An 18994-nucleotide genomic window follows, 5' to 3' on the forward strand; every position below is an offset into this window, starting at 1 on the left:
TGGATAACTGTAATTTCTCAAACAATGAATTACGTGTGACTGGCACAGGTGGATTCCATGCTACGCATAAAGCTCCGATTACGATTCATGCTGACACAATGAAGTTAGTAAGAGTTGATGATAATACAATCGCAAATACTTCTTCATCGACAAAAGCTGTGGAGATTGTCGCTAGAAATAGCTCAGAGAAAGGTTCGATGCGAGGAAATATGGCGAATTTCGGTACGTTTACTGCACCTGCAAGTTTTAGTGTCTCAGAAAATACTTAATCAACTATTAGTATAAATAGGATGTCAGGATAATGGCTTTTAAAACAATCTACACTTCTATCGGATTATCACTTGTTGCTCAGGCAGTCAGCCAACACCGCACTATTGAACTCACCCACTTTGCCGTGGGTGACGGTGGTGGAAATTCAATTGTACCAATTGAGTCTATGACTCAATTGGTGCGTGAACGATACCGTGACCCCTCAACAGGTGCAATAGTACCAGCATCCCGTTCATCATTTGGTGCAATCAGCTTTAAGGACTTGGGCTATCCCATGACTACCCAAGCTGCAAGCACTGCTACAGATGTCACAGAACTTAAAAATGACTTTAATGCATTGCTCATTAAGCTTAAAAATAATGGGCTGATGGATTAAGCTCATTTAATCAACTCACCATATCAGCCGAATAAGTAAAACACTCGGCTCACACCAAGCCCTGACTAGCACTCAGGGCTTTTTTATTGGTTGAAAGGGGGAACCGATGCTAGATAACAACTACTCAACAGAGCCGCCCGTTGCGTCTGCCGTGGCCTTAGCTGCAATCAGCGAGAAGATTAGCGACATCCGTGAAGAGCAAAAAAAGCTTGCAGAAATACCGGCCATGTTGATCGCAGATGAGTTGCAAGAAGTGATGCCTGAAGCGGTTACAGGTGAAAAGGATGCTGTGGATGAAAACGGTAATCCGGTTTATCAGCAAATTGACGTGACTAAAACACTGATTTGGCTGATTGGCGCGTTCCAAGAGTACGTCAGAACACATCCATGATAGCCCGCTTTTGCGGGTTTTATTTTTTGAAGAAAAGGGAAAATCATGTCTGAACCAGTTTCAGCAGTGGGCGCCGGGGCGCTTTTAAAGGCGTATGGCGCTGGCTTAATTATCGGGCTGTTTATTGTGCTGGGTTATCTGGTTGTGATTATGACTCGGATGCCACGCACACGGCCAGAGTGGGCCGTTGGGCTGATTGCAACAGTGGTATCCAGTTTAGCTGGCGGCTCATTTTTGGTGATTAAGTACCAGCTCCATTCGTGGGGTAATGACTATTACGGCATGGTCGCTTTAGGCGGATTTTATTTTGCCTGTGGATTGCCGGGTTGGGCGCTGATCCGCTGGATATTTAATTTCATTAACCAGCGCGAGGGAGCCACGATTATTGATGTTGTCCGGGAAGTGAAGGACGAGATCCAAAAATAACCAGTGGTTTTATTGATTAGGGCTTGCCAAACGGCGGGCCCTTTTTTTATGTCTGAAGGAAAATATTATGCTACTGAAGAAAGGTGATACCGGGCCAGCCGTCGAACGATTGCAAACTGCACTGGCCAAGCAAGGGTTATATATTTATCGGGTAGATGGTGATTTTGGCCAAAAGACTGAAGATGCGTTGAAAGCCTATCAGCAAAAGCTGGGTGTAAAGCCTGATGGCATTTTAGGTGACTATGTTGCCGGCAAGCTCGGCCTAGTATCTGTGCCAGCTGGTGCACCAGCAAACACTAAACCGGTTATTGTGCTGACCGCTGGCCATAGCCTCATAGATCCTGGTGCATGTAATGGAAAATTTACTGAAGCTGGGATTGTGCGGGAGGTGCGCAACGGTGTAACAGCTATTCTTAATAGCCGTGGATATAAGGTCATTAACGATGGCACCGGCACTGACAACCAGCCACTGGGCAAAGCTGCTGCACTGGTCAAACAGGGTAAAATCGCTATCGAGTTTCACTTGAATGCAGCCACCAGTAAATCTGCAACGGGTGTTGAAGCCTTGGCACAAAGCAAGGATAAGGCGATCTGTCAGAAGCTGTGCAGTGCATTGGCCAACGTGCTTGATATTCCGGTGCGTGGTGGCAATGGCGGCTGGAAGGATGAGGGCAGTGGCCAGCACAGCAAGTTAGCGTACGTCAGCGCTGGCGGTATCATCTTAGAGCTATTTTTTATCAGCAACGATGCAGAGCTGAAAAAATACTTTGAGCGTAAAGACCAAGTGTTTACGGCCATTGCTGATGTGCTAACTGAAGCATTTAATTAATCGTTATAATCTCATCCCAGTTACTAAGGTAATTGGGTGAACGGTTGGCCTGTGACATCGACCAGTTACGGTCAGCAAAGCAGCAGGAGCCTATGGCGATCTTATCCTTACCAAATCGACTATTAATTTTTTCAAATGTTATTGTAAGTATCTTGCGCTCGCTGATCTGTTCCTGGTCGGCCAGCAGATCTGGAATGTATTTGCGTTCCGGCACAATATTAAGCAGCATCACCCCGGCATGCTTATACGGTAGGCCTTCCTGATATATTCGCTCCAGGCCAAACATAGCTTTTTTAACCAGTAGCAAACGGTCATCAGTGGCATGGCCAAGATTCACCGTCCAGTGTGGATGGTAGTAATTATCCTTAAACCGGCTGGTTTTAATAGTCACCACAATGGTGGCACACAGGAGTTTCTGGCTACGCAGGCGCTCAACCGCACGCAGCATGAATAGTGTCACAGCTTCACGTAAATCATCAATATGGCTGACCGGCTTGCCAAATGACCGGCTGCTAATGATCTGCTTTTTCTCGGGTACCATATCTTCAATCTCAAGGCAGGGTGTGCCCTGCAGCTCTAGCACAGTGCGCTCAGTTACCACACTAAAATAGCGCCGGATCATTTTGTGGTCTGCCATGATCAAATCAAATACGGTTTTAATCTCCAGTGCGTGCAAACGCTTCTTGATCTGTCGTCCCACGCCCCACACTTCGCCAACGTCCAGATTGGCCAGCATATCCTCTAAAATGCACAGGTCAGTATCTAGCCAGCTGCACACGCCGTTAAATCCCTTATTTTTCTTTGCAATGTGATTAGCAATTTTGGCTTGTGTTTTTGAATAGCCAATGCCAATACACACGGGCAGGCCGAGCCATTGCTTGATACGCTGGCGCATACTCTGTGCATAGTCGGTCAAGTCATATAAATCTTGGTAGGTTGTCAGCTCTAAAAAACACTCATCAATGGAGTAAATTTCCTGCTCTCCGGGCGCCACATACATGCCCAGGATATTCATAAAGCGGTGGGACATTTCACCGTACAGGGCATAGTTACTGGAGAGCACTGCAATGTGGTGCTGCTTGATCAGCTGGCGGATCTGGAACACCGGCACGCCCATCTTGATGCCTAAGTCCTTGGCCTCCTGACTTCTGGCCACCACACAGCCATCATTGTTGGACAGCACCACCACTGGCCGGCCATTCAAGGAGGGATCAAATACACGCTCACAGCTTACATAGCAGTTGTTTACGTCAATGAGCGCAAATACCCTGTCCATGATTAGCGCCTGCACACTTTTTTAATGTTATGGGTCACTACAGCAATAATTTCGATGGTTTGTCCAGGCAGCGGGTAAATGTTCTTATAAGCTGGATTGGCTGCCTTAAACCAGATCGGCTGCTGGTAGCGTTCCTGGCCAGCTGGGAAAGGCTTGCCAATATATTCCTTGTTGTCGCAGTCTGATCCATCATACCTGCATAGCATGAGCTGCTTCATGGTGAAATCATTGTCGATCATGGCGATGACAATATCCTTGTGCACCGGTGTAATGCTGCGGTCGATGATGACAATATCACCAATATCAAACCCGGCATCGAGCATCGACTCTGAGCCGATCCGGCCCATAAAGGTGGCGTCCTTGTTCCTGATCAGCAGGTCATTAAGATCTACTACATCCTGGATATGGTCACTGGCCGGGGAAGGGAAGCCGGCAACGATCAACTCATCCATAAACGGGATCTTAACGTCTGAGCGGATTTCGACACGCTGAAGATCCAGCGTCGGTGATAAGTCACTCTTGCGGTTATCAAACGGAATTTCGTTAGAGGCAGTTCTGGCCAGCAGCTGCTGTACATAGTCTTTTTTGGACACAGGCACCCGGATTACCGTCGTTTCCTCGGCATACTTGTGCTTGCGTCCGGAATTAGGGCGGGGGCCGCCATGTTTTCCAGTGATTTTTCCAGTTGGTTCGGTCATAGCATTATTGGTTTTGTAACGTAACCATATCAGCATACGCCAACTGTAAAATTTAATTCAAGTCAGTTTTACTGATAAACTGGGTAAAACCGATGAAATGAAACAATAACATGCGTATAACAACACTCATTTTAGTTATATTTGGCTTTTTTCTGATGATGCTGATTCCTGCATTAATCATTGACTATTTACCTTGGGAAGGTGGCTATAAGCAGGGCACTGCGGAATACTCTGGCCATGGAAGTGCCCGATTCATGCACTCAGCTAAAGAGTGCACCCTTGATTCGGATATGGGCAATGATGAAGGGTTTCAGCGAGGCTGTAGGGCGTTTTTTGAATAGCCTAGGGGAAAATATAGAAATTCATATCTAATCTTATACCTCGCAACCATAGCTGAATGGTCAAATGACGATTCAGCCAGTTTTTTAGCACCTATAACCCTATATAAAAAATAAGAGCGTACGTTTCTTTGTCTGCTATAATCGCGCATCTTTAATTATTGCCTGCATTCAATCGAATGCCGCAAAAATATTCTATGTACAAAGTGCTGTACATATTGCTGAGTTTTATTGAATGTCAAGTAACGTAACTCGTTGTAAAATAGAGAATATTAGAAACTTCTCGATCATTGCCCATATTGACCACGGCAAGTCCACGCTAGCTGACCGTTTTATTCAGCGTTGTGGCGGCTTGCAGGATCGTGAAATGCAGGCGCAGGTTCTGGATTCCATGGATCTGGAGCGTGAGCGTGGCATTACCATTAAGGCTCATTCAGTAACCCTCTATTATAATCATCCCAACGGGGAGCGTTACCAGCTCAATTTTATTGATACGCCGGGTCACGTTGATTTTTCCTATGAAGTGTCCCGCTCGCTGGCGGCCTGTGAAGGGGCGTTGCTGGTCGTTGATGCGGCACAGGGTGTAGAGGCGCAATCGGTTGCAAACTGTTATACCGCAATTGATCAGGGACTTGAAGTTTTACCTGTCCTGAACAAGATTGACTTGCCACAGGTTGAGCCAGAACGTGTTATCAAGGAAATTGAGGAAATCATTGGCATTGAAGCTGAAGATGCGCCGCGTGTTTCTGCAAAATCAGGCTTGGGCATTGATGAGCTGCTAGCCACGCTAGTAGATCGTATTCCTGCGCCAACTGGAGATCGTGATGCACCCTTACAAGCCTTGATCATTGATTCCTGGTTTGATAATTATCTGGGTGTCGTGTCATTGGTTCGGGTACGTCATGGTCGCATCAAAAAAGGCGATAAGATGCTGGTGAAGTCAACCGGCATGAGCCATCTGGTAACTTCTGTGGGTGTATTTAACCCCAAGCATCAGGAAACCGGTTTACTAGAGGCCGGTGAAGTTGGCTTTGTGATTGCAGGTATTAAGGACATTTTTGGTGCACCGGTAGGTGATACCATTACCCTGCACAGTACCCCTGATGTAGAGGTGTTACCTGGTTTTAAACAGGTTAAGCCGCAAGTTTATGCAGGTTTGTTCCCAATTGATTCCAGTGATTTTGAGGCGTTTCGCGAAGCGTTGCAGAAGCTGCAAATTAATGACGCCGCGCTATTTTTTGAGCCGGAAAGCTCGGATGCACTGGGTTTTGGCTTTCGCTGTGGTTTTCTGGGCATGTTGCACATGGAAATTGTGCAGGAGCGCTTGGAACGGGAATATGATCTTGATCTGATTACATCGGCGCCGACTGTAATTTATGAAGCCGTCAAGAAAAATGGCGATACCGTTTATATTGATAACCCGTCCAAAATGCCTGATGGCGGTACTGTTGAAGATTTGCGTGAGCCGATTGCCGAGTGTCATATTTTAGTTCCCCAAGAGTATCTGGGTAATGTGATGACCTTGTGTATTGAACGCCGGGGTATTCAAAAAGACCTCAAGTTTCTGGGCAATCAGGTTGCGGTAACGTTTGAAATTCCGATGGGTGAAGTGGTCATGGACTTCTTTGACCGCTTAAAATCAGTATCCCGTGGTTTTGCCTCGCTGGATTATAATTTTGTCCGTTTTGAAAGCTCGAGTCTGGTTAAGGTTGATGTGCTGATCAACGGTGAAAAAGTCGATGCACTGGCCATGATTTGCCATCGTAATGATGCGCGTTATCGGGGCAATGCATTGGTTGAAAAAATGAAAGACCTGATTCCGCGTCAGATGTTTGACGTTGCTATTCAGGCAGCAATTGGTGGTCAGATTATTGCACGCTCTACGGTTAAGGCCATGCGTAAAAACGTTCTGGCTAAATGCTATGGCGGTGACGTATCACGTAAGAAAAAACTGCTGTCCAAGCAAAAAGAAGGTAAAAAACGCATGAAGCAGGTGGGGAGTGTTGAAATTCCTCAAGAAGCGTTCTTGGCGGTGTTACAGGTTGATAAAAAATAAGACTGCAAATAGGCGTGAGGAGCACTGCTCCGCAAGGCCTTGCGCAGTCACAAGACAGGCAGTTAGGCTGCGAGTGAAATTGCTGGAGAGGAACGCGCTGTGGATTTTGATTTTAATTTGATTTTGGTACCAGCAACGCTGATCTTTTTTATGATCTGGTTACTGGATAAATTAATCTGGAAACAGCGCGCAACGCGTGGCCGCGATGGCGAAAATATTATAATTGGCTGGGCCTATGATTTCTGGCCGGTGCTGGCGCTGGTGCTGGTGATCCGCTCGTTTGTGGTTGAGCCATTTAATATTCCATCAGAATCCATGGTACCTACCTTGCAGACTGGTGATTTTATCCTGGTAAATAAGTACAGCTATGGGGTGCGCCTGCCCATCACCAATAGCAAGTTTTTGCAGACTGGTGAACCCCAGCGGGGCGAAGTCGTGGTGTTCCGTTATCCCTTGCAGCCCACTGTAAACTATATCAAGCGGGTAGTGGGATTGCCGGGCGACCATATTGTGTATGACCGTGGCACATTAAGCATCAATGGCAAGCTGATTTCCAAGAAAGCCTTGGCAGATCAGGGCAATCCTGAGTATGAGCTGTTTTATCAGGAAACGCTGGGCACCCATAGCCATACCATTCGTGAAGAACTGGATGCCAAAACTGCTTCTATTGCCCCGTTTATTAATAGTCAGGCCAATGAAGGGGGCAAGTATGCCGCAACCAACGGACAGCACTGGGAAGTTAAGGTGCCGCAGGGTCATTATTTCATGATGGGTGACAACCGTGACCGAAGTGCGGATAGCCGTTTCTGGGGTTTTGTGCCGGAACAAAACCTATCAGGTCGTGCTTTTTATGTCTGGATGCATAAAGAACCGGGTTTCCATATTCCAAGTTTTGCCAGAAATGGTAGGATTAATTAGGTAAAGCAGGGACTGGATCATTGAAAGGAATAATATCATGATCAATATGAAAGCGCAGCGCGGTGCTTCTTATTGGGGCATTATGGTGGGAATAATGCTGGCTGTGGTGGTCATCAAGGCTGCACTGATTATCTGGCCAGCTTACTGGGACAACCGCCTGATTAATGCCTCAATTGAAGAAAAGTTAAGAAGTTCAACCAGCAGTGATCCGGCCAAGTTTGTACAGGATCTGGAGCAGCAATTTAGCCTGAATAATTTACGTGATCTCAAAGCCAAAGACATTATGAAAGTCAGCAACAGCGGCGGTGAACTGGTGGTACAACTGGATTATGAAGTGCGCAAAAATTTTATGGGCAATGTTGATCTGGTCATGTCATTTGAAAAGCAGTTTGACCAGCGTGCCATTAAGGCAGGCGCCAAATAGCAACACAGATCTTAAAAGGTAAAAAATGAATAGGCAGGTGAAGCATCAATTTGGTTAATCAACAGCGCTTACTGAGCCGACTGGGCTATCAGTTTAATGATCAGGGTTTGTTCAGACAGGCGTTAACCCATCGTTCGGTAAGCCAGCGTCACAATTATGAGCGTCTGGAATTTCTCGGCGATGCACTGCTGGGCGTGATTATTGCGCAATACTTATATCATCGTTTTCCTGAAGAGCAGGAAGGGCGATTAACCCGTATGCGTGCTACACTAGTCCGTCAGGAGTCACTGGCCTGTATTGCCCGTGATCTTAAACTGGGTGAATCACTAATTCTAAGTACAGGTGAAATGAAAAGCGGTGGACACCATCGTGAGTCCATTTTGGCCGATACCGTGGAAGCCCTGATTGGTGCCATGTTTCTGGACTGTAGTGATCTGGAACAAATCCGGCCGCTGGTGCTCAAGTGGTACGAACCTTATCTGGCTGATCTGATGCCAACCGACGCACTGAAAGATCCCAAAACCCGCTTGCAGGAATATTTACAGGGGCGGCATCTGCCATTGCCGGAATACAAACTGGTTGAGGTGCGTGGTGAAGCACCCAACCAGCATTTTACCATTCACTGTCAAGTGACCAATGTTCCTGTTGCCGTAGGTGAAGGAGCAAGTCGTCGTAATGCTGAGCAAACTGCTGCCAGTGTCATTTTAAAGCAATTGGAGCAGGCATCGTCATGACCACGCAACCCAACGATATTCATTCAAATTCTGAAATGCAAAATCCTGAAATGGATGATTCTCAGGCTAATACGATAACGCCAAGCGACAGCAGCAATAATGACAATACCGACCATGCTAGTCCGCAGGATGTCATTGGCCAGTTTTTTAAGGATAGCCCTGCCGAGATTCCGGCGGATTTCCGCTGTGGCTTCGTGGCGATTGTTGGCCGTCCTAATGTGGGCAAATCAACTTTGATGAACCACTTGATTGGTCAGAAGCTCTCGATCACGTCGCGCAAGCCCCAAACCACCCGTCATAAAATTGTGGGCATTGATACCCGCGATAACGTACAGGCTGTCTATGTTGATACACCGGGCATGCACAAAAAAGAAGTGCGCGCCATCAACAAAATGATGAACCGTGCGGCGTCATCTGCGTTACGTGATGTGAATCTGGTGCTGTTCGTGGTTGATAGCATGAAATGGGTACCGGATGATGAGTTGGTGCTGGAAAAACTCAAAAATGCTGATATGCCAGTCATCATGGTCATCAACAAAGTAGATACTATTGAAGAAAAACGCACCTTGCTGCCATTAATAGAGCAGCATGGCAAGCGGATGAAGTTTAGTGATATTGTGCCGGTGTCTGCCTTGCGCGGTGCCAATCTTGAGCACCTGCATGAAGTGATTGCCAAATATCTGCCGTTTGCACCACCGATGTATGCTATTGACCAGTTAACGGATCGTTCAGAACGTTTTTTGGCCAGTGAAATTGTGCGTGAAAAAATCATGCGTCAACTGGGTGAAGAGTTGCCTTATGATCTGGCGGTGCAAATTGAATCTTTTAAAGAAGAACCCGCTACCATTAATGAAAAAACCGGCAAGCCCAAGCCAGCCTGTTTATATATTGATGCCACGATACTGGTGGAGCGTCAGGGTCAGAAACTGATTGTGATTGGTGACAAAGGCCGCAAGCTCAAGCAGATTGGTATGGAAGCCCGGATCGACATGGAAAAAATGTTTGAGCAAAAAGTCATGCTCACTTTATGGGTGAAAGTTAAAGGCGGCTGGTCGGATGATGAGCGTGCATTAAAAAGCTTGGGCTATAGTGATATCTGAGCGGGTTAATGCACAAGTGCTATCAGTCGCTTAGTCAGGTTTAGCAGGCGAGGTGTAAATAATGAAGTTGATAAATATATTAGCCATATTAACGCTGGCACTTGGCCTGCAAGCTTGCCTCGCTACCAAGGTGGTTACTGTACCTGTAAAAGTGGCGTATGGCACCACTAAAGCCGTGGTTAAAGGCACTGGTGCCGTGGTTGGTGCTGCCATTCCTGATGATGACGATGAGCAGGAAAAATAAGCCTCAACATGCTGGGTCAACCAGTGACAAAAATCAAAAGCACTATCATGCAGTTTTATGCTGCAATTCTCAGGTGTTTATAGTCATGGAATTATAAAAGTGCGCCAGCAGCTCTTGCACGGGTTTATGCTTCACCAGCGTGCTTATCGTGAAAATAGTAAACTGGTTCATTTTTTTTCGCTGGAATTTGGCCGGATTGATGGCGTGGTTCGTGGAGCGCAAATTCCGCTGTACCAGCCTGTGCTTTTATATGCCTCTGGTAAGTCTGCCTTAAAAAGCTTGAGTAAAATTGAATGGGTGGGTGCGCCTAAAAACTTGCAGGGTTCAGCCCTGTTTGCCGGTTTTTATGCCAATGAATTGCTGGTCAGACTAGCACCACTGGAAGAAGCACTGCCCAATGCCTTTGGGGCCTATAGTCAATTACTGGATGAACTGCAACACTTGCCTGTACCGGATGACGGCAATCTGGCGCTAATGACCGCATTACGGCGATTTGAGTCGATACTGCTGGCTGAGCTGGGCTATGCCATTAACTTCGCACAGGATTTTCTGGGCATTGCCATTCAACCGCAACAACTATATCGCTTTACGCCAAATGAAGGTTTTAGTCCCAACAATTCAGGTGAATTGGGTGAATACATACTGGCCATGGCTGACCCGGAATTTGCATTTACCCAGAAAGTATTGCCTGCTGAAGTGATTGCCATGCTAAGCCGGGTTTATCGCAAGGCTTTAGCGGTACTGTTGAACGATAAGCCTTTAAAAAGCAGGGAACTATGGATTGCACAGCAGTCCGGTGCTTAACTAGCCGCTTTGAAATCCGTTAAAATCCCGTTTATATCTGAAAAGTTTTTAATGCTAAAACTCATATTTCTTAATCAAGGTGGCAAAGCCAATGAGCATTTTACTGGGTGTTAATATTGATCATGTCGCCACGTTGAGAAAGGCGCGCGGCACCATTTATCCTGATCCGGTCAAAGCAGCCTTGCTGTGTGAGGAAGCCGGTGCCGATGGAATTACCCTGCATTTGCGTGAAGACCGCCGTCATATTCAGGATAACGACGTGGTTCGGATGCGTCCGTTGCTCAAAACCCGCATGAATCTGGAAATTGCCGTGACTGATTTTATGCTGGATTTTGCCTGTCAGATCCGGCCACAGCATGTGTGTCTGGTGCCTGAAAAGCGTGAAGAACTGACTACCGAAGGTGGACTTGATGTCGCCGGGCAAATCCAGAAAATCAAGGCAGCAACCCGTAAACTCACGCAGGCTGGCTGTGAGGTTTCATTGTTTATTGACCCGGAACCTCGACAAATTGATGCGGCGATTGAGTGCGGTGCGCCTACCATTGAACTGCATACCGGGGCTTATGCCGAAGCCGCTGGCACTGAGCTGGCCTATGAGCTACAGCGCATTGCCGATGCAGTAAGCTATGCGGCTTCGCGCTTGATTGTCAATGCCGGGCATGGCCTGAATTTACATAACGTCGCAGCCATTGCGCGTCTGTCGAATATTCATGAGTTAAATATTGGCCACGCCATTATTGCGGAGAGTGTGTTTGTAGGTTTGCGTCAGGCGGTGCAGGATATGAAACAGGCCATTGCACATGCTATGCAGTAGGCGATTTCTTATTCATTTTTTGCAGTGTTAATGTGTTTCCTTATGAGTTCTACTGACGTCTTATTACACCCTGTTCAGGCTTTTTTAGACTGTGCGACACCACAAAGCTGGCTGCATGAAGCCTGCCTGCCTACCAATATTCCGCTGATTATTCAGGATCATGCCAATTGTGAAAAAAAGGCAGCCAGCACGGCCATTAACCTGATGTTTCGCTATGGTTTTTACACGGATTTGCAGGTAAAGCTATCGCAACTGGTGCGCGAGGAAATGCTGCATTACGAGCAGGTGCTCGACATCATGCAAAAACGCGGGCAGGCATGGCAGGCCATTCCAGCAGGGCGTTATGCAGGCGGCTTGCGCAAGGAAATTAAAACCTATGAACCACAGGCGCTAGTTGATGTGCTGATTGTGGGGGCGTTTGTAGAAGCGCGATCCTGTGAACGGTTTGCGGCACTAGCACCCTATGTGGACGATGAACTGGCCAGATTTTATAAATATTTGCTGAAGTCTGAATCGCGCCACTTTGAGGACTACCTGAATCTGGCACAATCCATCAGCAAGGAAGATATCACTGCTCGGGTAGAAACCTTTCGCCAGCTTGAAGCCGAGCTGATTAGCACGCCTGACACCGAGCTGCGTTTTCATAGTGGTGTCCCTGCCTGATATCAATAGACCGTATGAAGAGCAAACAGGGAAAGCCAATGGCTAAAAGCAGGACAACATCCATGACTGTGTTGCCAAATGCCAGTGCGGTCAACCTGATTTTTTATGGCACACCGGGTACTGGCAAAACCTGGCAGTTACAGCAATTGCAACAGCAATATACCGAGCAACTGGCGCAGCAGGATCATGATACTTTTCTTACCGAGAAAATACGTGAGTTAAGCTGGCGCGAAGTGATTTGTCTGGTGTTTCTGGAAGAAAAGCGCCTGCTGCGTGTGCCGGAGATCCTCAATCATCCTTTAATGCGCTGTAAGGTGCAGCTCACCAATCGCAAGGAAAACATCAGCCAGACCATCTGGGGCACACTGATGCGCCATAGTGCGCTGGATTCCAGTACCGTTAAATATAATCCTGATAAACGCTCGAGCCTTGCGCTATTTGACAAGGATGAAGCCGGTTTGTGGTTTTTATTGCCCAGTGCCAAAGATGATATTGCCCATCTGGCAAAACTGCTCAAAATTATTGAACGTGGTGCACAAGCTGCGGAGGTGATTCAGCGCTACAGCTTTGTTACCTTTCATCAATCCTATAGTTATGAGGATTTTGTAGAAGGTTTGCGCCCGGTACTGGATGACGATGAAAATAGCCAGATTCGTTATGAAATCCGGCGTGGCATTTTTTTAGAACTGTGCGAGCGGGCGAGGCTTGATCCAGCGCATCCGTATGCCTTGTTCATTGATGAAATCAACCGGGGTAATGTATCGAAAATTTTTGGCGAGCTGATTAGCCTGATTGAACTGGACAAGCGACAGGGCAGGACAAATATCCTGGAAGCAGTTTTGCCCTATTCACACAGTAAATTTAGCGTGCCTGCCAATGTCAGTATTTATGCCAGCATGAATGCGGCTGACCGTTCCTTAAGCCCTATAGATATAGCTCTGCGTCGGCGTTTCCAGTTTGTGGAAATGCAGCCAGATTATGAACTATGAAAACAAGCAGTGCAGGGTAAGCCAATAAACGATGATCTTGCAGGGCTGGATTTAAGCCAGTTGTTGCAAACCATGAATGCACGGATTGAGTTACTCATAGGGGGGATTATCTGCTGGGTCATGCATTTTTTTGTAGCGTAGACGGTTTTGCTGACTTGCAGGCAGTCATGCAACACAAAATTATTCCGCTATTACAGGAATATTTCTTTGATGACTGGCAAAAAATCCGTTTGGTGCTAAACGATCATCGTAAGCCCGTCGAGTTGCAGTTTATTCAACTGGGCAATCGTGAACAGCAGGCCATAGCACTGTTTGGCGATCTGCCGGATGTGCCGTTGCAGGCGAGTTATACCATTAATAAAGCAGCATTCACACAAATTCAGGCCTATCAACTCATATGCTAAGCCAGCATATCGTATGCTTTGAGCATGAACAGTTATATCCAGCTGGTAGCCCTGTAAAACCAGTACCTGGTTTACGAGAAATTCCGCAAGCGCTGTTTGATGAACTGTTTAACCACACGTTAGCGCAGCCGCAGGCTTGGCTGCTACTTGACTGGCATGGCAAGCAAGCTGTTTTAAAAACCCGGCAATACGTGGGTGTGGTACAAAGCCATTGTGGGCATGTGCTGGAAATTTTACCCAAGACCGGCAAGGCTGGGCATGCACCAGATGAGATGCGCCTGATGCTGCTAAAAATGCTGCAAGCCTTACCAGACATGCCATTTAAGGTTTTACCACAACAGGCGCTGGTGCAACTGGCCAAAATGCCTTTACTGGAATTATTCATTCAGCAGGCATTGACTGGCATTCTAAGCGTATTACAGCATGGTTTAAAGCAGCATTATCGAATCCAGAAGGATAATCTGGCGGTACTGCGTGGACGCTTACTGGTCCAGCATCAAGTTCGGTATAATCATAGTAATCAGGCGCGCTTTTTTAGTGAGCATGAGGACTATCAGGCCGATTGTGCCGAAAACCGGATTTTACGGCTGGCATTAAATATTATTCTGCGAATTAGCCACACAGCCAATCACCAGCATTTGGCCCAAGCCTGCATCCAGCGCATGGTGCATATTCCAGCATCTAGCCAGCCGGAGCAGGACTTCAAGGCAGTGCAGCTGGATCGGAATACCCAGTATTATAGCAGTGCGCTGCAATGGGCAAGGCTGATCATTGGCGGATTTAGCCCCACGGTTGCACATGGCCCGCAGCCAGCTTTTAGCTTGCTGTTTGACATGAACAAGCTGTTTGAAAATATGGTGGCTTGTCAGCTTAAAAAGCAATTACCGCCAGGCTGGCAGCTTAAGAAACAGCAGCAGACTGCGGCCTTATTGCAGGTTAACAATCAGCCTCAGCAAAAACTGCAACCTGACCTGTTAGTGCTAAATGAACAGCAACCCATTGCTGTGCTGGATAGCAAATGGAAAAATAAAAGTGGGACGACGTTTAGCCAGCTTAAGCCGGATGAGCAGGAGCTATACCAGATGTTTGCTTATGCAGCTGCGTATTTGCCAAAGGGTGGTAGCGTTTGTTTGGTTTATCCCAAAACTGCACAATTTAACCGGGCCGTAGAGCAGGCCATGTTTCAGCATATTCGCGATGCCGAGGTACACTTGTGGTTATTGCCATTTTGCCTGCAACGGTTTGAACTGGTCGATGCGCCTTTCTTATTATCAAAAATCAATCATCATTAGCGCCAAATCATTAAGCCTATAAAAAGTCCCCCATATTGGAGGACTTTTGTTGTTACTAAAATTCAATCAAAGTATGGGTTATTCCAGAAAACGAACAGTAACGCCTGGTTTAACCCGTTTGGACAATGCATTGGCATCCCAGTTGGTCAGGCGGATACAGCCGTGAGAAGCAGTCTTGGAAATTAGTGATGGTTCAGGCGTACCATGAATCCCAAACGATGGTTTGGACAAGGCAATCCACATATTACCCACTGGATTGTTTGGGCCCGGTGGCAGGGACAATGGCTTCATGTTTTTGCCCTGTATAAAGTTTTTCGGGTTATAGCCGTACCACGGATTTGGCGCAACGGCTTTCACCTGATAAGTACCTTTCGGTGAAGGTGTATCAGTACTGCCGATCGTGGCTGGATAAGTTGCGACCATTTTGTTATTGCTGTCAAAGGCATAAACCTGTTTTGCGCCTTTATGGGCAATGATTAGCGATACCGGATCACTTAAATCTTCACGCGGATTGGCAACAAGAATAGTTTCACCGGCTTTAGCAAAGGTTGCTTCCGGATTTAGTTTTTTCAGGAAACCTTCATCCATATGAAAACGCTCGCCCAGCATTTCAGTTACGCGGGTGTAATAAAGCCCTTTCATCTTGGCCTGTTCAGCATAATCATGTGGAATGGATGCGGCATAAGGGCCGTCGATATCCTGCTGGGTAAGGGTGTAGCTTTGGAACACATCATTGGTTTGGCCAGCACTCAGCAAATCCCAGGTCTGGGTATCCAGCAGGCCAGTGGCGGTGAGGCCATTCATAACCTGAAATGCAGAAATGGCCTTAAGCATGTTTTTGCCGGAAATGCCATCAATCACACCGGGTGAGGCATGATGACGGTTTAGCAAAACCTGTGCCTTGGCATATTCAACAAACTGGCCTTTACCCAGATCACTCACCCAGTTGGCGTTATTCAGGCCATCCAGTGTCCAGTTCTGTGCTGATTTCTCTTGCGTGGACTTTTTATTACTGTCACCAGAGGCAGCAGGGTTCTCAGGCATGGTTTTAACCACAGCCTGAGCGTTCTCTAGTGCACGTTCAGTTTGGGGTGTAACCGGCTTGCTGGTATCAGGTTCATTGTCTGATTGCGTGTTAATATCAGACATCTGATTAACAATGGTTGGCTTCAGGCTTTGTTCGTCTGCCTGATTTGCTTGGGGTTTGTTCTGAGCAGTGGTCTTGTTAGAAGCAGGAGTTACAGAATTATCGGTGTTATCTTCTGCTGAAAATGCGGGTTGAGTTAAACATAGTGCAAGCGCAATGGTTAAGGCCGAGCGAGCAAACATCATAATTTTCCTAAAATATGTAACTTTCTATGTAGTAACCTAGTATGACAAAACCTGCAACAGTTTGCAGTGAGCAACTGTAAATATATGCAGGTTTCCTGCGACTTGAGCCTGCATTTAAATACAAAGCAAAATTATTAATTTAAGCGTCAGTTTGTTATGATTTGCCACCTGTTTTAGCCTGCCAATTAAGAAGCTACCGTGAGGAATCCTTCAATGATGCCACTCAAAAATGATCGTTTCCTGCGAGCGCTACTCCGTGAACCGGTAGATTGCACACCCGTTTGGATGATGCGTCAGGCAGGCCGTTATTTGCCGGAATACAAGGCGACCCGCGCCCAAGCCGGGGATTTTTTAAGCCTGTGCAAGAATACCGATCTGGCCTGTGAAGTGACCTTGCAACCCTTGCGCCGTTATGCGCTGGATGCAGCAATCCTGTTTTCCGATATTTTAACCATTCCCGATGCCATGGGGCAGGGTCTGTACTTTGAAGTGAGTGAAGGACCAAAATTTAAAAAAACAGTACGTACTGAGGCGGATATTGCCCAGCTTGAGTGGACTAATCCGGAAATTTCACTGGATTATGTCATGAATGCAGTAAAAGCCATTCGCTCGGCACTGGGTGGTCAGGTACCACTGATTGGTTTTTCTGGGAGTCCGTGGACACTGGCCACCTATATGATCGAAGGCGGCAGTAGCCGGGAATTCCAGCACAGCAAAACCATGCTGTATCAATCTCCGGAACTGTTGCATGCCTTACTGGACAAGCTGGCGATTGCTGTGACCGAATATTTGAACGCACAAATTCGGGCGGGCGCACAGGCAGTACAGATTTTTGATAGTTGGGGTGGGGCACTGGCACATCGGGAGTATGTGAAATTTTCACTCAATTACATGCAAAAGATCGTGCAGGGCTTGATTAAGGAACATGAAGGCCGCCGCGTGCCAGTCATTCTGTTTACCAAGGGCGGCGGGCAATGGTTACCACAAATGCTGAACAGTGGCGCAGATGCACTGGGGCTGGACTGGACGACCAATTTAAGTATTGCACGCCAGACAGTTCAGGGCAAAGTGGCTTTACAGGGTAATCTTGACCCCAATACCCTGTATGGTTCTCCTGAACGTATCCGTGCTGCGGTCAAAGCCATGTTACAGGATGCTTATGCAGATGGTATCCATACGGGTTATGTGGCCAATCTGGGCCATGGCATTACCCAGTGGGTTAATCCGGAACATGCAGGCGTATTTGTTGATGCCGTGCATGAATTCAGCAATGAAATCTTTCAATCCAGCCTATAAGTTTTTGCCGTGTTAAAAACACTCGTGAAAGGCAGCATACTGGGTTTGTATGCGGCCTTGTTTGGCATCCTGCTGCTGCTGGCCTTTGTCATTACCCATCAAATGCATTGGCCGATTGCTGGCATTTATCGCTACGATGCCTTGTTGGCCTATGCCCTGGTTATTCAGATATTTCTGGTGTATTACAAGCTGGAAACGCCGCGTGAAGTCTGGGTGATTGCCATTTTTCATGCCATGGCCATGCTGATGGAGCTTTTTCTAACCCATCCGAAAATTGGATCATGGCATTATCCGGAACAAGCTATTTTCAGGATTGCCAATGTGCCGCTGTTTGCTGGATTTATGTATTCGGCAGTGGGGAGTTTTCTGGCGCGTAGCCTGCGTTTATATCAGGCATCTTTTGTTCATTTGCCCCGTTTAAAATGGCTGGGTCTGCTGGCTGTATTGTCGTATGCCAATTTTTTTACCAAGTTTTTTATTCCCGACATCCGTAATATCCTGTTTATAGCTTCGGTTATTTTATTTTTCAAAACCCGGGTACTATTTTCAATTGATAAAAAACAATACCAGCTACCGTTTTTGCCACTGTTGCTGGGCTTAGCCTTTATTGTCTGGCTGTCTGAAAATATTGCCACTTTTGCCAACATCTGGCGTTACCCGTCGCAGGCTGATATATGGCATATGGTAGGCTGGGGCAAGCTGGGTTCGTGGTATTTGCTGCTGACCTTAAGTTTGGTGCTGGTCTTGGCGGTAATGGGCAAGCGGGATGATGCCGGAAACTGGCGCTTGCATTGATTTACTGATGGGATTAATTGCATTTTTAACGGATGCCACCAATTTGAAGATCATTGTCCTTGACGCTAATGAACTGCGTATTACTGATGGGATATAAATGAAGCTGTTGCTGGTATTTATTTAAGGTTTGTTCAGCAGTTTCCTTAAATGGGGGATTGCCATAATGCGGAAGCGGATAAAAATCCACCATATTTAAAGCCGTATAATCTGTCAGTAGAGGTGCTTTATCTTTTTCATCCATCAAGCCAATATACTCAATATTGGGCGCTACAATCACGCTGCCCGCTGATGTCCCAATATAAGGCTTGCCCTGTTGTATTTGCTGGATAATGAGCTGGTCAGCGCCTGATTCTTTTAGCATGTGTAACAGGTAAAAAGTGTTGCCACCGATAAAAATATAGGGTCTGTTGACATTTACTGTTGATAATTAACCCTATAAAGGTAGCCATAAAAATATACAGGCTAAGGCAACAGAACTTTGATAATTTCTTTTGAGCTTGTCATATCGAGTAGCTATTCCTCTAA

At 46.7% G+C, this 18994-nt stretch carries 22 protein-coding genes and 2 pseudogenes; 19 read left to right on the forward strand and 5 right to left on the reverse strand.

The window, feature by feature from the left end; translation table 11 throughout:
- From E2B99_RS14600 to E2B99_RS08690, 5 genes and pseudogenes are all read left to right on the forward strand, one after another.
- Positions 1-269: pseudogene (locus E2B99_RS14600) on the forward strand (hypothetical protein); the annotation flags it as partial.
- A 32-nt stretch (positions 270-301) separates the two neighbouring features.
- Positions 302-646: a phage tail protein gene (locus tag E2B99_RS14880; RefSeq protein ID WP_240687779.1), complete on the forward strand. Its 345-nt coding sequence runs from the start codon at positions 302-304 to the stop codon at positions 644-646.
- 106 nt (positions 647-752) lie between these two features.
- Positions 753-1037 (forward strand): hypothetical protein, encoded by a 285-nt coding sequence (locus tag E2B99_RS08680; RefSeq protein ID WP_134244604.1) that lies wholly within the window; start codon positions 753-755, stop codon positions 1035-1037.
- Positions 1038-1082: 45 nt separating this feature from the next.
- The gene (locus E2B99_RS08685; protein ID WP_134244605.1) at positions 1083-1463 is read left to right on the forward strand and encodes a hypothetical protein; all 381 of its coding nucleotides are present in this window, start codon (positions 1083-1085) and stop codon (positions 1461-1463) included.
- Positions 1464-1530: 67 nt separating this feature from the next.
- The gene (locus E2B99_RS08690; protein WP_134244606.1) at positions 1531-2292 is read left to right on the forward strand and encodes an N-acetylmuramoyl-L-alanine amidase; all 762 of its coding nucleotides are present in this window, start codon (positions 1531-1533) and stop codon (positions 2290-2292) included.
- Here E2B99_RS08690 and E2B99_RS08695 read toward each other — a convergent pair.
- Together E2B99_RS08695 and umuD are read right to left on the reverse strand one after the other, a co-directional pair.
- On the reverse strand, positions 2285-3568 hold the full coding sequence (locus tag E2B99_RS08695) for a Y-family DNA polymerase (protein ID WP_134244607.1): 1284 nt from the start codon (positions 3566-3568) through the stop codon (positions 2285-2287). The two genes, E2B99_RS08690 and E2B99_RS08695, sit on opposite strands and share 8 nt — an antisense overlap.
- A 2-nt stretch (positions 3569-3570) precedes the next feature.
- On the reverse strand, positions 3571-4302 hold the full coding sequence (gene umuD / locus E2B99_RS08700; RefSeq protein WP_240687780.1) for a translesion error-prone DNA polymerase V autoproteolytic subunit: 732 nt from the start codon (positions 4300-4302) through the stop codon (positions 3571-3573).
- Positions 4303-4839: 537 nt separating this feature from the next.
- On the opposite strand from umuD, the gene lepA reads away from it, so the two are divergent.
- The 12 genes from lepA to E2B99_RS08760 all read left to right on the forward strand — a co-directional run bounded on the left by lepA (position 4840) and on the right by E2B99_RS08760 (position 15046).
- A complete protein-coding gene (gene lepA / locus E2B99_RS08705; RefSeq protein ID WP_134244608.1) occupies positions 4840-6660 on the forward strand; it encodes a translation elongation factor 4 in 1821 nt (606 codons plus the stop codon).
- A gap of 99 nt (positions 6661-6759) precedes the next feature.
- Positions 6760-7578, forward strand: coding sequence for a signal peptidase I (gene lepB, locus E2B99_RS08710; RefSeq protein WP_134244609.1), 819 nt, complete (start codon positions 6760-6762; stop codon positions 7576-7578).
- Positions 7579-7615: 37 nt separating this feature from the next.
- The gene (locus tag E2B99_RS08715) at positions 7616-8002 is read left to right on the forward strand and encodes a DUF4845 domain-containing protein (RefSeq protein ID WP_240687781.1); all 387 of its coding nucleotides are present in this window, start codon (positions 7616-7618) and stop codon (positions 8000-8002) included.
- 44 nt (positions 8003-8046) lie between these two features.
- Positions 8047-8736 carry a ribonuclease III gene (rnc, locus tag E2B99_RS08720; RefSeq protein ID WP_134244610.1) on the forward strand — a complete coding sequence of 230 codons (690 nt, stop codon included), beginning with the start codon at positions 8047-8049 and terminating at the stop codon, positions 8734-8736.
- Positions 8737-8786: 50 nt separating this feature from the next.
- Positions 8787-9836, forward strand: a complete 1050-nt coding sequence (gene era / locus E2B99_RS08725) for a GTPase Era (RefSeq protein WP_134244623.1) — start codon at positions 8787-8789, stop codon at positions 9834-9836.
- 61 nt (positions 9837-9897) lie between these two features.
- On the forward strand, positions 9898-10080 hold the full coding sequence (locus tag E2B99_RS08730) for an NF038104 family lipoprotein (RefSeq protein ID WP_134244611.1): 183 nt from the start codon (positions 9898-9900) through the stop codon (positions 10078-10080).
- A gap of 99 nt (positions 10081-10179) precedes the next feature.
- Complete coding sequence (gene recO, locus E2B99_RS08735) at positions 10180-10884, forward strand: DNA repair protein RecO (protein ID WP_166739016.1); 705 nt, start codon at positions 10180-10182, stop codon at positions 10882-10884.
- A 91-nt stretch (positions 10885-10975) separates the two neighbouring features.
- The gene (gene pdxJ, locus E2B99_RS08740) at positions 10976-11698 is read left to right on the forward strand and encodes a pyridoxine 5'-phosphate synthase (RefSeq protein ID WP_134244613.1); all 723 of its coding nucleotides are present in this window, start codon (positions 10976-10978) and stop codon (positions 11696-11698) included.
- A gap of 42 nt (positions 11699-11740) precedes the next feature.
- The gene (locus E2B99_RS08745) at positions 11741-12361 is read left to right on the forward strand and encodes a tRNA-(ms[2]io[6]A)-hydroxylase (protein WP_134244614.1); all 621 of its coding nucleotides are present in this window, start codon (positions 11741-11743) and stop codon (positions 12359-12361) included.
- Positions 12362-12423: 62 nt separating this feature from the next.
- The gene (locus E2B99_RS08750) at positions 12424-13350 is read left to right on the forward strand and encodes an McrB family protein (protein WP_166739017.1); all 927 of its coding nucleotides are present in this window, start codon (positions 12424-12426) and stop codon (positions 13348-13350) included.
- A gap of 167 nt (positions 13351-13517) precedes the next feature.
- Positions 13518-13754 carry a hypothetical protein gene (locus E2B99_RS08755; protein ID WP_134244616.1) on the forward strand — a complete coding sequence of 79 codons (237 nt, stop codon included), beginning with the start codon at positions 13518-13520 and terminating at the stop codon, positions 13752-13754.
- Positions 13748-15046, forward strand: a complete 1299-nt coding sequence (locus tag E2B99_RS08760; protein WP_134244617.1) for an McrC family protein — start codon at positions 13748-13750, stop codon at positions 15044-15046. The genes E2B99_RS08755 and E2B99_RS08760 overlap by 7 nt, the downstream gene beginning before the upstream one ends.
- 78 nt (positions 15047-15124) lie before the next feature.
- On the opposite strand, the gene E2B99_RS08765 is transcribed toward E2B99_RS08760, so the two are convergent.
- Entirely contained in the window at positions 15125-16375 is a 1251-nt protein-coding gene (locus tag E2B99_RS08765; RefSeq protein ID WP_134244624.1) for a L,D-transpeptidase family protein, read from the reverse strand.
- A 216-nt stretch (positions 16376-16591) separates the two neighbouring features.
- Here E2B99_RS08765 and hemE point away from each other — a divergent pair, with 216 nt between their 5' ends.
- Both hemE and E2B99_RS08775 read left to right on the forward strand, forming a co-directional pair.
- Entirely contained in the window at positions 16592-17674 is a 1083-nt protein-coding gene (gene hemE / locus E2B99_RS08770) for a uroporphyrinogen decarboxylase (protein WP_134244618.1), read from the forward strand.
- 9 nt (positions 17675-17683) lie between these two features.
- The gene (locus E2B99_RS08775; protein WP_134244619.1) at positions 17684-18469 is read left to right on the forward strand and encodes a DUF817 family protein; all 786 of its coding nucleotides are present in this window, start codon (positions 17684-17686) and stop codon (positions 18467-18469) included.
- A gap of 25 nt (positions 18470-18494) precedes the next feature.
- On the opposite strand, the gene E2B99_RS08780 is transcribed toward E2B99_RS08775, so the two are convergent.
- On the reverse strand, positions 18495-18866 hold the full coding sequence (locus E2B99_RS08780) for a Type 1 glutamine amidotransferase-like domain-containing protein (RefSeq protein WP_134244620.1): 372 nt from the start codon (positions 18864-18866) through the stop codon (positions 18495-18497).
- A 36-nt stretch (positions 18867-18902) separates the two neighbouring features.
- Positions 18903-18994 (reverse strand): annotated as a pseudogene (locus E2B99_RS08785) (IS5/IS1182 family transposase); the annotation flags it as partial.

Origin of the sequence: Alkanindiges illinoisensis (genome assembly GCF_004377485.1) — a bacterium.
Classification (GTDB): Bacteria; Pseudomonadota; Gammaproteobacteria; order Pseudomonadales; family Moraxellaceae; genus Alkanindiges; species Alkanindiges illinoisensis_A.